The 15701-nt window shown below is 59.8% G+C and carries 10 protein-coding genes; 1 reads left to right on the plus strand and 9 read right to left on the minus strand.

Translation table 11 applies throughout. The features are described 5' to 3' along the window. Positions 1-531: 531 nt before the first annotated feature. Positions 532-1836: a lysine N(6)-hydroxylase/L-ornithine N(5)-oxygenase family protein gene (locus LB577_RS02770; protein WP_224685468.1), complete on the minus strand. Its 1305-nt coding sequence runs from the start codon at positions 1834-1836 to the stop codon at positions 532-534. Positions 1837-4313: 2477 nt separating this feature from the next. Here LB577_RS02770 and LB577_RS02775 point away from each other — a divergent pair. Beyond that, the gene (locus LB577_RS02775; RefSeq protein ID WP_224685469.1) at positions 4314-6281 is read left to right on the plus strand and encodes an acyltransferase family protein; all 1968 of its coding nucleotides are present in this window, start codon (positions 4314-4316) and stop codon (positions 6279-6281) included. A gap of 514 nt (positions 6282-6795) precedes the next feature. Here the strand turns inward: LB577_RS02775 and LB577_RS02780 are convergent. From LB577_RS02780 to nifD, 8 genes are all read right to left on the minus strand, one after another. Further along, complete coding sequence (locus LB577_RS02780) at positions 6796-7488, minus strand: universal stress protein (protein WP_224685470.1); 693 nt, start codon at positions 7486-7488, stop codon at positions 6796-6798. A gap of 292 nt (positions 7489-7780) precedes the next feature. Then, positions 7781-8599, minus strand: a complete 819-nt coding sequence (locus LB577_RS02785) for a response regulator transcription factor (protein WP_224685471.1) — start codon at positions 8597-8599, stop codon at positions 7781-7783. Further along, positions 8592-9071 carry a NifX-associated nitrogen fixation protein gene (locus LB577_RS02790; RefSeq protein WP_224685472.1) on the minus strand — a complete coding sequence of 160 codons (480 nt, stop codon included), beginning with the start codon at positions 9069-9071 and terminating at the stop codon, positions 8592-8594. Before LB577_RS02790 ends, LB577_RS02785 begins: the two co-directional genes overlap by 8 nt. Positions 9072-9085: 14 nt before the next feature. After that, positions 9086-9574, minus strand: coding sequence for a nitrogen fixation protein NifX (nifX, locus tag LB577_RS02795; RefSeq protein ID WP_084015734.1), 489 nt, complete (start codon positions 9572-9574; stop codon positions 9086-9088). Beyond that, complete coding sequence (gene nifN / locus LB577_RS02800; protein ID WP_224685473.1) at positions 9549-10931, minus strand: nitrogenase iron-molybdenum cofactor biosynthesis protein NifN; 1383 nt, start codon at positions 10929-10931, stop codon at positions 9549-9551. The genes nifX and nifN overlap by 26 nt, the downstream gene beginning before the upstream one ends. Continuing rightward, complete coding sequence (gene nifE / locus LB577_RS02805) at positions 10928-12430, minus strand: nitrogenase iron-molybdenum cofactor biosynthesis protein NifE (protein ID WP_224685474.1); 1503 nt, start codon at positions 12428-12430, stop codon at positions 10928-10930. The genes nifN and nifE overlap by 4 nt, the downstream gene beginning before the upstream one ends. A gap of 62 nt (positions 12431-12492) precedes the next feature. Further along, the gene (gene nifK, locus LB577_RS02810; RefSeq protein ID WP_224685475.1) at positions 12493-14034 is read right to left on the minus strand and encodes a nitrogenase molybdenum-iron protein subunit beta; all 1542 of its coding nucleotides are present in this window, start codon (positions 14032-14034) and stop codon (positions 12493-12495) included. Positions 14035-14168: 134 nt separating this feature from the next. Further along, positions 14169-15671 carry a nitrogenase molybdenum-iron protein alpha chain gene (nifD, locus tag LB577_RS02815; RefSeq protein ID WP_013533490.1) on the minus strand — a complete coding sequence of 501 codons (1503 nt, stop codon included), beginning with the start codon at positions 15669-15671 and terminating at the stop codon, positions 14169-14171. Positions 15672-15701: the final 30 nt, after the last annotated feature.

A 15701-nucleotide genomic window follows, 5' to 3' on the forward strand; every position in this document is an offset into this window, starting at 1 on the left:
GAAACACACGAGTTGGTAGCGACCAATCCGGCTTGCGTGTTCTCATGCGGTCAGCCCTCACGAGTATTGCCGCAAAGGCCGTGCCAGCACGCTTAGTGCCCGTTAACTCCATGGTTACCCCTTTGAAAACCTCATAGGCCCGTTGGCCAGCTGTCTTCGACCCGACAAGTTTCTGGCAGCTGTAAGTTTTTGGACACCGCAACCACTCCTGCGTAAGAAACCGAACAGCTTGGCTCTCTTCTGCGGTCAGATGGCCTCGGCTCCTCCAGCAGCAGCATTTCGGCGCCGTTCGAAAGAGCGGGGCTAGCTCCGCGACTGGCTCCCGCGTGCAACGACTGAGTGCCGCCCGGTTACGGTTGAGCTCTTCTCCTAAAGCCGTTGTCGATGAGGCCCAGCGTCGAGGGCGAGCTGCCGACGGCCAGCGCGAATGCTGTTTCGCGGGGACCCGGATGCCGCATCCACCTTGCCCTTCGCTGCAGCGAAGGCGGACAGCATTCCTCGCCCCCCCCGCCGATGATCAGTAGCCGTAGGTCATATCCCGCTGCCCATTTCTTCCGCGACGGGGTAGGGCCAGTTGTCGACGGGGGCAGGTCTGATGAAGCCGGCATGCTCGCGGTTCGCCTGCGGCACGCGTCCCAGAAGGCTGTCGAGGATGCGATGCGCTCGCCAGGCCAGCAGGCCTAGATTTGGATCAGCCAGCCCGTGCTGCCCGAGGGTCGCGTTCTGTACGAAGATGCGACTTTCGGTCGGTCCGTCCCAGCACACCGAAAAATCTTCGCGGATAGCCAATTCGTTGTCGTTTTTTTCCAGCCGGCCCGCCATCGGCTCCAAGAAGTCTGGCAACGCGTTCTCGTAACCAGTGGCCAGGATGACGATGTCGACCGTGACTTCTTCGAGCTCACTCCTGCCGCGGCGCAGGGTCAGCCTGTGACCCGCGCCGGCGTTGACGCAGTGCGAGACGGTGCAGCCCGGCCGCAGTGTGATTTCGCAGCGGCTTGGCTCCAAAAACGCGTGCCGGTATAGCGATTGATAAATCGCGCGCAACGTCTCTTCCGAAATGCCGTCGGAAGCAAGTACGAAACGCCTCAGGTACAGTTTGCGCTGCGACTCGCTCATTGCCGCCAAGCGATCCGAAGAGCACGCTATGAACAACTCGTTTGTAAACGGGCTGTTGTCGATGGGCTGATAGTTTTCGCCCTCCGAGACCCAAGTGATCGATCGAGGCCGCCGCTCTTTTGGCAGGCCGACAAGGTGTAATAGCACCTCCGCTCCCAACTGGCCTCCACCAACCACGCAAACGTCCTTTTTCCAAACCTCAGGATGGATGCGCGGTAAATCCGATAAATGGAACAGGTTGCGCCCGGTCCAGCCCTGAAACTGAGACGGAATCCGCGGCTGCTTGCCGATGCCGATCACCAGGTCTCTAGCGCCACGAACTGCGTCGTCCGTCCACACCCGAAATTCGCCCTCGAAGCGGATTTCGCGCACAGTCTCGCCGCCGCAGACAAGCGGGTTCCGGTGGAAGGCCCAGTTCAGGTATTGCTCAAACTCAGCTCTGAGCACGGCCTCGAACTGTGCATTCAGGAAGTGGAATAGACGCCCGTTCTCGTATAGGTAGTTTACGAAAGTGTAGGCTGATCGCGGGTTCACCAGCGTGACCAGATCCTTGAGGTGGTTGACCTGGAGTTCCGGCGAATCCAATGCGCTGCCGGGGTGCCAGCGGAAGTCGAGCTGCCGATCCAAGAACAGTGCCCCTCGACCGATCTGCTCGTGTATCTGACACGCAAGGCTGAGATTAGACGGTCCAGCACCCACTCCAATGCAAGAGAGCTCCACTTGTCCTGCTCCTATAAGTGTTTCCCAAACAGGCGATGCTCGCGGCGAACATCGGCCTGGTCATTCGGCTTCCGCACTACGCGGCCATTCTCGACCCCGGTGCGGCTGGATTCGCTAGCGTTTGTCCCGGCGTTCGTGTGGTCGGCTGTGTGAGGCCCAGGGATCCAGCCAACTGATGAGATCGACACTCATGTCGGTGACGTGGGGGCCGTGCGCGGGATCGACGTTTCCACCCCGCTTCGATGATAGCGTCTCGCTCAGCGGATGCTTACCGACCTTATTCGGCGTATGAATCGGGCGCAGTCGCTCGCCTCCAAGGTGATGCGCCCACTTCTGACCGGTTGTGGATCAGCCGAAGCGCGGTCCCAGTGCGGCAACAGCATTCTTCAGTGACCCCTGACCCTAGGAGGACATCCCTGATGTGTTCAGAAGATTCCCCGCATCGAACGTGCCAGAAGGAAAATTGATCAAAACAACTGGCAGCAGGTTTGTGATCGTGTCGGCTATCCGACGTTGAGGAGGGAAACCTTGCACCGGCGGCAGATTTGTCCCGGTGCTCTTGCCGGTAAGCTAGCAGGGTAGCTCCGATCCCGAAAAATGCTCTTGGGTGGGGCTAGCTTGTTCGCTTAGCCTGATCATGGCAGGACGTGCGCTGATGTGTTCGGAATGTCCCTCAATCGACGTGCCAGGAGGAAACTTTGATGGAACCAACTGACAGCGGGTTTGTGATCGTGTCGAGTATCCGACGTTGAACGGCAGGCCCTGAAGGTTTGCACTTCGTCGCCCTTCGGAACAGCACCAGCTTGACCAACTCTAGCGTTTTTTCAGATGGGCGCCGTCGCGGGAATCCGGTAATGTCGCATGTGTCATGCGACGTGGATCTCTCCCATGATCTGAGCATAGCATTCTTACGGCGCATGACGCTCCCATTAGCACTCGACTAAGGTGCGCGCGGCAGCTTCTTCGCGCGCCAGCACAAGCTCGCTTCATCGAGGTCAATGCCGATGACGTGGGCCATTAGTCCGACCGCTGCGCTCGAGCTTACATCTCCGCCGGCGCAGCCGCCGTCGATTACGGTGGAAGCCGACAGCGGCTCGAAGCGATCAGCAGCGATTGCGTTGAAGACGCCAGCACGCGCCAAATCGAGGCAAGGAGCGCGCGGCCACCAGGTCGGGACGTTGTTCCTGGCCAGACAATCCTCGTCGCGCGATTGGTTCAGTAAGGTATCGTCATCGAGATAACGTCTGCAGCTTTTTCATGCATCTCATACGCCAAGACCGCTTTGCACCCTCGGGTCCAACCCACGATCCGGCTTCGGGCGACATCCATTGCGCCGTTAAGTCCGGAGCGAAGCGGACGCCATACCGTTTGAGATAGCTCACCTTCGCCGAAAATCCCTTCGGAGTGTTGAGAAGCTCGCACGGCATCGGATTTAGAGGAATGTAGATCGTCTGCTGGTCGCGCCGGACGGGTCCGCCGGTCGCGAGCACAAATGATTAGGCTCGTGACGCTGCAGGATGGCTCCAGGAAGCGAGCGACTAAATTGAGTGATGTACCCAGGCATCAGAAGGAGGACGCCGCTCCACCTTCCGCCTTGCGCATGACCTGGAGAGATTTCCGGTGGGCGTCGCCTCCCGAGCGACGCTTTTTCATGTTCGTTACTCTCCGTAAAATAGATTGTTTCGATGGAGCCCATCTACGATGTGAATGCGGGCGCCTCGCATGCGATCAAGAACCGAACCCCAGAGCTCCATACCGATGCCTGCGCAACTCGCCTGCAAGCTCGACGCCCGATCTACTTATGAGAAACCGTACGATCGGCGATGCCGATCATCCCAATCGGAACCGCACCACGTGGCACGGGCGAGCTAGGCGATTGTCGACGAGGAGAGCAGATCGGGCTTGAGAGATGACTGGCCTGCTTCGCAGCTGCGGTAGGTGGCCAATTCGGCAGCGTGCTGTTTCTGACCGGCCGTCCAGCCGCGCTTATAGGTTTCGTCTGTTCAACGGACGCGCGGCAATCGCCGATCGACATCACGGGCGCGGTGAAGGTGGATACTGCGCACATGCGCTAGGTGGGCACAAGGACCGCGGAAGAGATGAGCAAGAGCCACATCAATTCAGGTCAAGCTGACGCAAGGCAGCAGCTGATCGATCCGACTGATGATCTCAAGCTCATGTGCGCTGGAGTGGCGATCTTTGCCTTGGCGCCCCGTACCATCGGCGCACCACTGCGCACACTGACAAGCCGGAGTGGCCGGTGACCGGACGGGTTCGCCCTCTAGTGAAAAGCCGTCTTTCACTTTAATCGAGCGTGATTGTGCGTTGCGCGATTTGTGTCCGGTCTGGTTCGGTTCTTAGTCGCACGCGATGGCCCGCATTCATACCGTAGATGCACTTCATCGAAACTATCGATTTTACGATGCGTAACGACCATGAAAAACGCTGCTCGGAACCTTCTGAGGACGATCAGCTGCATGAAGTACCGAGCGGATATCAGCGGTCTGCGGGCCGTCGCCGTTGTTCCGGTTGTCCTATATCACGCTGGTTTTTCAGCGGTCAGCGGCGGGTTCGTTGGGGTCGACATCTTCTTTGTGATCTCCGGCTTCCTCATCACCTCCGACATCATCGAGCGCACCGACAGGGGCGAATTCTCGCTGCTGGACTTCTATCACCGCCGTGTCCGACGGATTTTTCCTGCCCTGTTTGCGATGCTGGCCGCATGTTTTGCGATGGGGTGGTTTGTGCTGCCGCCGGGAGAGTTCATCGGCTTCGGCAACAGCGCCATCGCCGCTGCGATTTCCGCCAGCAACTTCTTTTTTTACGTCAACACCAACTATTTCACTGAAGCCGCGACCTCGCTCCCGCTCCTGCATACATGGTCCCTGGCCGTCGAGGAGCAGTTTTATTTGCTGTGGCCTTTGGCAGTCGTGCTCATGATGCGATGGCTGAGACCATGGGCGTCAATGATCGTCGCGGCGCTGGGCATCATCTCCATCACCGCCGCTCAGCACTGGCTCCAGAGCGATCCGGCCTTTGTATTCTACATGCTTCCGACGCGCGCCTGGGAACTGCTCGCGGGCGGGCTGATCGCGCTGCCTGTGGCTAAGGCAATGAAGCCAAACCAAACGATTGCGGAACTCCTCGCTGCCTCGGGTCTGACGCTCATCACCGCTTCACTTTTCCTGATCGATCAAGATACGCCATTTCCTGGCCTCCATGCGCTTGCTCCCTGTAGTGGAGCGGCGCTCATCATCGCCGCCGGCTTTCACCGCGAAACAATGGTCTCGAAAGCGCTGTCGATCGGCCCTGTCGGCTTCATCGGCCTGACCTCCTACTCGCTTTACCTCTGGCACTGGCCGTTGCTGGTCTTTGCTGGCATCTGTCAAAATCGCGAATTGCTCGTCTCTGAACGTGTCGTCGTTCTGATGGCCGCTCTGGTTGTTTCCGCACTCTCATGGCGCTTTGTCGAGCGCCCGTTCCGCCGGAGGGCCACAGGCTGGAAGTGGATGGTACCGACCGCCGGCGCAACGGCTGCGGTGTGCTGTCTGTCCCTGGTGATCATCAACAGCTCCGGCTTCCCCAGTCGGGGCCCTGATGGCGGCCCGTCTGTTCAAGCGCTTAGAGCGGAAAGGGCCAAGTTCGAATCCTCTTCCTGCCTCAAACGTGGTGGGCTCATCCCCAAAACGGGCGAATGCCTCCTCGGCTCCGGCAATATCGCTCCGACGATCGTTTTGTGGGGCGATTCTCAGGCTGCCCATCTTGCCTCTGCTTTAGACGAGGCCGCCCGAACGACAGGCGTGCGCGTCAGACAGATCACAAAGGCGGGGTGCGCTCCTTTTCCCGACATGATGATGCTTCCCGCCAGTCCCTTGAGAGCGGATTGCCCGGCCTTCAATGCGTCCGCGCTCCAATCGGTGCTTGCTGATCCCAACATCACACTCGTGATCCTGGCAGGCCGCTGGAACACCTACTCGGGGCGTGGAGGCAGCTTCCTTTCGAAGGATGGAAGCTGGCCTTCGCAGGAGGCTTCCAAAGCGAACTTCACGTCTGCCATTAAAGAGACCGCGGCCGCACTGGCGACCCGTGGCATCAAGACCGCAGTGGTTGGACCAGCCCCAGAACCGCCCACTGATGTGCTGACTTGCCTCATCCGTGCGGACTTCATGAATGGCGATGCGCCGTGCTCCACCATGCGGGCCGAGAGGTCTTGGCAGAACAATCAAATCCTCGCGGATCTGCTGCCACGAACCGTACAATTCGTCCCCATAGTTCCAGCTTTGTGTGGGCAGGATAAGTGCCCGCTGAAATCAGGTGAAGACATCTACTACCTTGATGCGATCCATCTTTCGCGCGCGAGCCAGCATATGCTTGCCCCTATTTTCGCCAAGCTCATCTCTTCGTCAGCCATGAATTCGGCTAAGGCAGGCTTTCCGGGGCAGTGAGGATCGCACACTGCTTCCGTCCGGCGCCAGCTAAAGGTCATCACGAGCTGCGGCGAAGCCCTACCTTAAGCTGCCTGAGGGCACTCGTCTTGAGTTCTATGAAGCTGCAATTTCCCTCGACATGGAGCAGCCGGGAACAATGGCAGCCTATGGTCCGGCGCTGCAAAGACCATTGCCTTGAGCGAACGGCTGTGCTGGCCGGAGCATAGGTCTAACCCGTCCACCAAGCTAACGACTGTCTTTCTCAACTGAATTAAGCCAAGCTACCATTCTCGACTTAGGCCAACCTGCCGCGGCCGTGCTTCGATAGCGTCGAGCAGCGCCGCTGCACGGCCTTTGGAGCCGTCTCGGGCGAGAGTTCGACAAGCAACTCAAGACCGGAGCATATGATCGGTCAGGCCTCGTGCACTGCCTTCGAGGAGCGTCGCGCCGCCGCGATCTTTTTCCCGATATCTGAATAGTTCACCCAAGTGGACTAAAGCTTCGAGCGGCATCGGTGCAACGCCCGAGCCGGTCAGCGCGCCAAAAACAGCGGCAATGTCGGCTTGTCAACAATCCATTTCGTCACGCCGCCGAAGAGCCGCTCACGCAGGCGACGGCTGCCATAAGCGCCCATGACTATCATGTCGGCAGATGTGTCGATTGCGTGCTGCGCAAGCACCTTGGCCGCCGATTTGCCAGCACTTGGCAACAGGTCAACCGACACCCGAGCACCGTGGCGCTTGAGATAGGCAGCAATATCGGCTCCAGGTTTCGCGCCGTACCCTTTGTGGTTCGCCTTCGGACCCACCAGGACAACACGAACTTCCTCAGCAGCGCATAGGAGACCCAGCGCTTCCCGAACGGCACGGGATGCCTCGAGACGCGAATCCCAACCGACCAGGACGCGCCTTGGCCACAGGGTCGCCTCAGCGCCCTTGGGCACAATAAACACCGGTTTTCCCGTATCAAATAAGCTGCCGTTGATGACGACTGGTCCGACAATACTGTCGTTGAGAAGTGCGGGGCCGACAATTGTCAGGTCGGCGCAGAGTGCCCGCTGTCGCACCACCTCCCCCACGCCAGTCAAATTGCAATAATCCGTATCCACATCATAGGAAAGGCACATTGCCCTCAGCAGTTCCTGGATCTTCTCGGAGCGTCTTTCCAGTCTGGGCACGTCCAGTGTAAATCTGTCTTGCCGAAACTGATTGTTCAATGTGGCCATTGCCTGTCCACGCCCCGTGGGCCACTCGGGGACACCATCTCTGATCGGCCGATATGACAAAACGAGCATCAGAGCCGGTATTATCCGTACGGAAAGATGCGCACCGACTTCAGCACACAAGCCGGCAGCAGTTTCGACGTCATGATCGGAATGGTCTGCGTCCGTCACACAGAGTACGCTTTTAAAACCCATTTGCCTGCTTCTTCCTGAGTATTTCGTTTAGTCTAGGGGGCAGGCCGCAACACCGACTCACAGCGCGAGGGAAAGGGAGTGGCACTACACCTCAACTGATTCAGCCGTCCGGCATCTGGAGCGAGTAGCCGGCCGACCTGACAGTGAGAATGCCGCCGCCGGGCCAAGCCTTCTTGAGGGCTGTTCTGATCCGGCTGACATGGACATCGACGGTGCGTGGTTCGACATGGATGTTTTTCTCCCAAGCCGCGCCGATAAGCTCCTTCCGGCTGAAGACCTTGCCGGGAGCTTCCATCATAAGCAGCAGCACGTTGAACTCGATGACTCCGAGGTGAATGTCGTGGCCATTGCCGCGAATCCGGCGGGCATCCACCTTCATCTCGAGGTCACCAAAGGTGAGCCAGCCGCCGTTTTCAACACCATTTGCGCCCCGCTTCGGCAGCGCCAGCCTCGCCCGTAGAAAGTCGAGCAGGTTGGCCGGGACGATCGGCCGCGCAAAAATCTCGTCAATGCCGGCCTTCAGGAGATCAAGGTGCTGGTTCTCGGCGCCGGGCGCGATCAGGGCAATAACGGTAAGGTCGGCGGTCCGGGGCTCACCCTTGAGCCGGGCGCAGATTGGGGCCCCGGTTATGCTCGCCGGACCGCAGTCCAGCACTACGGCCTGGAATTCGCGTTCGTCGGCCAATGCAAGCACTTCCTTGGCGCTCCTTACCGGCTCAGTGGCGAAGCCGTCCACCTCCAGTATGTGGCTGAGCAACAGATAAAGCTCGGCATCTTGCGAACAGATCAGGACGAGTGGTTTCATCGGTGTTACTTCAGGAGCTTGATCCGCCTGGACGGCGTCGGCTGCGACGGCTGGCCATCGCGGCTGCTGAAGATTGTCATGGCCCCTGGGCTCGAAACCTGCTTCATCACGCACGCGCCACCTCGGGATAGGTTTCGATGGCTGCGATTGCGTCGCTGACCAGCTTCGTGCCGGCCCCGGCGAGCTTCCGCAACGTCTCGAAGCCGAACCGGTGGACGTCGCGCAGCGTCTTCGACAGAGCGACCAGCCGCCCAGTCGTGAAAAGCACGCGCCCAAAGCCTTCACGGCTCAGCTCCATGATCGGCGATGCCATCAGGCCGCAGCGCTCCTCGATCGCAAGCCCAATGGCGGTATAAAACATATCTAGCCTCCACAGGACGTCCGGGTCGGGATCGCCTATGATGGGGATCGCACGGCGCTGTTCCTTGGTGATGATGAAGGCGGCCAGCAGTTCGCGGTCCGCTTTGCCTTCCCACGCGCCGTAGGAGTCCTGAGCACGTATTAGCCGCACGAGGCATTTGAGAAACGGGCTGGCAAGCGCCACCTCATCCTCATCGACAGCAGGGCTAAGCATAGGGTCGAACATTTCGCCTCCTCATTTCAGTCCTCGTCTTCAAAGGACGGCTTCTGTTTCGCGACGCCTGCCTCAGCCAGGACCTTGCGCAGCCAAGGTGGAGGGCAGGTCCTGAGCATCAGCTGCGTGCGAACCAGCACCTCTTGGATGCTCTGAGTATGCCGCACCTTGATCGGATGGATTTTTGCCGAAACAAGCTTGGCTGCCGAAGGTCCACCGATCGCCAGGCAAAACAGGAGGTGGCAGCCCTTCAGCGCTTTTATCTTCGGTGTGATGCGGTCATCCCTCTCGGAGTGATGTTTCCCACTTTCGTCAGAGACGTCGTCGAACTCGATGACTTCCACAAGCTCCCACTCCTCGCGCGTCATATCGTAGATGACAAAGCGCTTGGCCGACCCGAAATGGGCGTTGAGTTGCTTGACGTCCTGGGTAGCGATTGCCACCCGCAAAGCGCCTGCTTGTCGTTCACGCATCGGACGGTGAACCTCGTCAGTGACGAGTGAGAAGCGACGCATCGGGCTCACCTGGCGTTTGGCGCTTGCGGAATGGATCGAGCTCATCAGGCGTCGGCGCACGCCGGTCGGCTTGGAACAGGTTGGCAACCTCGAAGACCAGATCACGGGTGCCTTGATAGAGGATCGAGAGCCTGTGCTGGCTGCCAAGCCGGTCGAAGACGGGGAAGCCGATGCGCATAAGCGGAATGCCAAGGCGTTTCGAGGCCTGGCGTCCATGTGAATGGGTGACCAGAAGATCAGCGCCGCTTGCAAGTGATTCCAGATCGCCGAGATCGCCGACCTGAATCGACTCCGCCGGTACCTTTTCCAGAATTTTCGACATATCGGTCGTCGTGACGGCCGCCGTGATTGCGGAGCCCATGTCGACGAAGAACGCTCCGAATTGATAGAGTTGGTCTGGTTCAGCAGCGATCGCAATTTTCTTGCCTCCGAAGTGGAAATGTCCGTCGAGCAACGCATCTTGCAGTTGCGCCCGCCGACGGCGGACGCTTGCCGGCACAGGCTGGCCAGAAATAGCCGACAGCAGCGAAACGAACTGATCGGCGCCCTTCAATCCGGTCAGCGACTGAAACAGCACGTAAGGCACGCCGGTCGCCTTGGAGAGAACCTCGGCCGGGCGGCGCATATGCTCGCCGATCGCGATGCAGTGCTCGGCCGTGCCGAGCTCGCGGATATCCTCGATGCTCGTTCCGCCATAGGTGGTGGGGACCCAGTGGTCTGGCACGGTACCGTCGAGCGAGCCTGAAAGGTCTGGCAAGATCACCGATTGCAGGCCAAAGCTTTCGACCATCTCGCGCAAATGCTCGAGGTCAGCCACGGTGAGGTTCCAGCCAGGAAGGATCGCGATCTTCTTTGACTGCCGCGCCCGCTCCCCAGGCTTTGTAATGCCTTCGATCATGGCGGTGACAGCCTTGGCCCAGCCCTCTTCGAGGACGCCGGCGAAATCCGGCGTGTTGGCCAGCACGATCTCGGTACCCGCGAGTTCTTCCGCCCGTCTCAGCCTGATGTCCGAAATGTCGCCTGCGCAATCTTCGCCTCGGGTTTCCACCAGGGCCGTCGTGCAGACCCCAATCAGCTTTGGCGTCGTGCGGGTCTTGAGGTTGAGGATCGCCTCTTCCAGATTGTCCGACCCGCCGAGGATGGTTGTTATTTCGTCCATCGCGGTCGTCTGTAGGGGAATCGTTTCCTTGAAATGCCGCACGAACAGCACGAGGGCGAAGCTGGTGCAGCCTTGGGCGCCGTGGAACAGCGGCACTGCGCCGTCAATGCCGAGAAACGCCAAGGCGGCACCAAGCGGCTGTGACGATTTCAGTGGATTGACCGAGGCTGATTTGGTCTGGGGAAGGATGCGGGTCATAGGATTTCCTCAGCACTCACGCAAATCATCGGCGCCTTGCCGGCGGTTTCCTGGACAGCGTGCAGGTTCTCGGCGTCGTTGCTTGGGCCCGGCAGTGCGTCGTCCCCATGGGTCGGACCATCCCACGGAGCGCGCTCGCGCACTTGGCGCCAGATCGGGTTGTGAATGGCAAGGTCGATCTGCCGTACGAGCTCCACCATGCCGTCATAACCTGCATACGGATGCTGGCGCTCCTGATTGATGTCGAGCCAGGGCGTCTTGGCCTTGAGCGCGACGAATTGCGTGCGCCCGCCAGACAGCATGATATCGGCCTTGCCTGCAGCGAGCATGACGTAAAGGTCCCGCGCTGACATCTGCTCGAACATATGGTTGTCGTCCTTGAGCATCTGTTTGATGCGCACCTTGTCTTCGAGCGTGGATTTCTTGACCGAGGTGCCCACGATCTCCATGCCGATCTCCATCAGCGCATGGACGACCGACCAGGACTTCACACCGCCTGTGTTGAGCAGCACGCGCTTGCCTTGGAGCCGCGGCCGGTAGGCTTCAAGCTTCTTCCATGCAACCGCCTCCTGCTCGGCAATCAGCGTCTCTGCGCGGTCCAGGATCTCCGGATCGGCACCTTTCCTCACCAGCAGCTGAGCCATGTTGCGGAGGGCATCCGAGGTGTCCGAGATGCCGTAGAAAGAGCCCTCGAAGAACGGGATGTCCCAGCGCTCGTCCATCTTGCGGGCTAGAGTGATGAGGGCTGTCGAGCACACCACCATGGCCGCCCGGGCGCTGTGCGCGGAAGCTACGTCGCGATAGCGCGCGTCGCCCGGAATGCAGGCGCGCACCCGGATCCCGAGCCGATCCAGGAGCGGCTTGACCAGCCAGAATTCGCCGCAAAGGTTGAATTCACCAAGGATGTTGATGTCATACGGGCCGGCGTCGTCGGGTTCCACCGTGCCGATGACATGGTCGAGCAACGCCTCCGCGGCAAGCTTGTTGCCGAGGTTCTTGGAGCCAGCCAAGCCCGGCGCGTTGACGGGAACCACGGCCAGGCCGAACTTTTCGGCGGCGCGTTTGCAGACGGCCTCGATATCGTCGCCGATGAGCGCCGTCACGCAGGTCGAATAGACAAAGACTGCCGGCGGCGCATAGGTCTCCGTGATTTGGCGGATCGCCTTGAAGAGCTTCCGCTCCCCCCGCCCCATCACCAGATCGAGTTCGGTAAGATCGGTCGTGAAGCTTGTGCGCCACAAGGTTGGCCCGGACGAAGCTGCACCGCGGTTGTCCCAGGAATTTCCCTCGCAGGCGAGCGGCGCATGGACCAGGTGGGCAACGTCAGTGATCGGGTGCAGGACGATCTTGGCCCCGTCGAAGGCGCAACCGCCCGCTGCCGCTCCCGGCGTCAGCGGCCGTGCGCAGCCTTCCTTGCGCGCCCTGGCGTCCTTGCCACGATTCTTGTCGCAGGCGGGCTCGTCGAAAACGTCCTGGATCTTGGCACTGAGCGCGGTCATCGCGTCAGCCCCCCAACCCAATTCGGCGACGAACCGCCTGCGCGAAAGGCTGGCCGTATGTTTCAGCGGGTGAGATCATAGGAATAGTCCGTCACGCCCGTCTGGCTCGTCTCGCGATCGAGCTTGTCGAAGATCTTGTCGAGGATCGTGGTCAGCACGCGTAACCCGCCCTGGTAGCCCATGAGCGCAAAGCGATGGTGATGGTGCCGGTCGAAGATCGGAAACGTCAGGCGGATCAGCGGCGTGCCGGTGTCACGCTCCAGATACTTGCCATAGGAATTGCCGATCAGCAGGTCGACCGGCTCGGTGAAGAGCAGCGACCGCATCGCCCACAGGTCCTTGCCGGCCCAGACCTGGGCATCCGCGCCGAAGGGCGAGGCGTCAAGCAGCTCCTGCAACTCGGCTTGCCAGGCCGAGGAGCCGTTGGTGGCCAGGCAATGTGTCGGCTCGCCGCCGGTCTCCATGACGAAGCGGGCCATGGTGTACACGAAGTCCGGGTCGCCGTAGATCGCGTACTTCTTGCCGTGCAGCCAGGATTGGCTGTCGGCCATGGCATCAACCAGACGGCCGCGCTCCAGTCGGATTGCCTCGGGGATTTCCTTGCCGGAAAGCGCCGACACCTTCATCAGCAATTCGTCGGTCGCCTGGACGCCGAGCGGATAGTGGAACGAAGCCGTGGCCTGCCCGACTTGCCCGCAATAGTCGAGCGTCTTTCGGGTGTTGTAGTGCTGGAGCGAAAGCGTTGCCTCGGCGTCGAGTGCCCCCTTCACCTCTTCGATCTTCGTGCCGCCGTCATACATGCGGTATTCCCCGTCCGATGGCGTGTCGAACTGGTCAGAGGCGTCCTGGATGAAGGTGTAGGACACACCCATCATATCGAGCAGGCGTTTGAGTTCCCGGTTGTTGCCGACGCAGAAGCCGTCGAAGCCCGGAATGACGTTGATGGTTCCCTTGGCCTCCGTGCGCTCCTGGCCTTTCCAGAAGTGCTCTAGAATGCCCTTCAGCATGCCGTCATAGCCGTCGATATGGCTGCCGACGAAGGCCGGCGTGTGGGCGAAGGGCACGTCAAAGTCGCGCGGCACCGACTTTTCGTCTTTGGCGTTCTCGATGAAGCTGTGCAAGTCGTCGCCAATGACTTCCGCCATACAAGTCGTCGACACTGCGATCATCTTGGGGTCGTAAAGCTGGTAGGTGTTGGCGAGCCCGTCGACCAGGTTCTTCAGGCCCCCGAACACTGCCGCGTCCTCCGTCATCGAGGAGGAAACCGCCGAAGCAGGCTCCTTGAAATGGCGCGATAGATGAGAGCGGTAGTAGGCCACGCAGCCCTGGCTACCGTGGACGAAGGACATGGTCCGCTCGAAGCCCGCGGCCGCGAACACCGCGCCGAGCGGCTGGCAGGCCTTGGCGGGATTTATCACAAGCGCTTGTCGGGCGAGGTTCTTTTCGCGGTACGCCCAGGTCTTGGTGAATTCACCCTGATCGGCAACGATCTGATCCGGGTGCGGACATTCGAAATTCAGCTTCTTCTCGGCGAGCATCTGCCTGTATTCCGGCTCGCGGAACAGCGGAGCGTGGTCGAGAATCTTTTCGGCCGACTGCGGCATTGGTATTACCTCTTTTCCATCTGGCCGCGCCATACGGCAGCTCAGGTACGTCGAGACGTTTGCGGTTTCCCGAGGCTCACAAGCCGCGGGGGTTCATCGTCTCTCTGGGGGAGACTAGGCCTTGGACAGGGCGTCTATTCGGCAGCCATCGCCTGCCCGCGGGACGGGCCTTGTTTCCAAGGTGCCTGGTAGAGGTCCCAGACCGGATTGTTGATCGCAAGATCCACGTCGCGCGCGAAAATGGCGAAGCCGTCATAGCCATGATAAGGTCCCGAATAGTCCCAGGAGTGCATTTGACGGAACGGGATACCCATCTTCTGCACGGGGTATTTTTCCTTGATGCCAGAGCCAACCAGGTTGGGGCGAACTCCCTCGATGAACTTCTCCAACTCATAGCCGGTAACGTCGTCATAGATCAGGGTGCCATTCTTTGCGTAATGGCCCGTGCGTTGATAGTCATCGTTGTGAGCGAACTCGTAGCCGGTGCCAACGATGACCATGCCGAGGTCCTCGTAAGCTGTGATGACGTGGCGGGGGCGCAGGCCGCCGACGTAGAGCATGACGGTATTGCCTTCGAGGCGCGGCCGGTACTTTGAGATGACGGCGTCGACAAGCGGTCTGTACTTGGCGATGACCTTCTCGACTTTCTCCTCGATTTCGGAGCCGAAATGCTTGGCTATTTTACGCAGGGAGGTCTCGATCTGGGACGGTCCGAAGAAATTGTACTCCATCCAGGCGACGCCATACTTTTCCTCCATATGCCGGCAGATGTAGTTCATCGACCGGTAGCAGTGGATGAGATTGAGCTTGGCCTTCGGGGCGCGCTCGATCTCGGCCAGTGTCGCGTCACCGGACCAGTTGCCGACCACGCGCAATCCTATCTCCTCAAGCAGGATGCGCGAGGCCCACGCGTCGCCGCCAATATTGTAGTCGCCGATCACGTTGACGTCGTAAGCACCGGCCTCGAAATCGACGTCCTTCTTGTCGAAGACCCAGTCGCGGATGGAGTCATTGGCGATATGGTGGCCGAGTGATTGCGAGACGCCGCGGAAGCCCTCGCAGCGCACCGGCACGATAGTCTTTTCGTACTCCTTGGCCTTCTTGCGAGAAACTGCCTCGGTGTCATCGCCAATGAGACCGATCGGGCATTCGGATTGCACCGTGATGCCGTTATTCAGCGGAAACAGTAGCTCGATCTCATCGATGATCTGTTCCAGTTTCTTGTCACCGCCGAAGACAATGTCTTTCTCCTGGAAATCGGATGTGAACTGCATTGTCCCGAACGTGTCGATGCCCGTTGTTCCGACGTAGTAGTTGCGGCGCTGTGACCAGGAATATTGGCCGCAACCGACGGGGCCGTGCGAGATATGGACCATATCCTTGACCGGACCCCAGACCACGCCCTTTGAACCGGCATAGGCGCAGCCGCGTATGGTCATCACTCCCGGAATGGACTTGATGTTCGATTTGACGTCGCATTCGGAAAGGATCTCGCTTTCCCCGCCGGCCTGGTCCCCGCTCTTTGCGACGCTGAGATGCTTTTTGCGGCGCTTCGCCGCTTTGTCCGGATATTGCGATAGCACCTCCTCAATAAGCTTCGCATGGAGAGCACCATCATTCTCGTATTCCAGGCTCATGGGACCCCTTTCAAGGTGTCTGGTGACGCC

This window comes from Mesorhizobium sp. B283B1A (assembly GCF_020165735.1).
GTDB lineage: Bacteria > Pseudomonadota > Alphaproteobacteria > Rhizobiales > Rhizobiaceae > Mesorhizobium > Mesorhizobium opportunistum.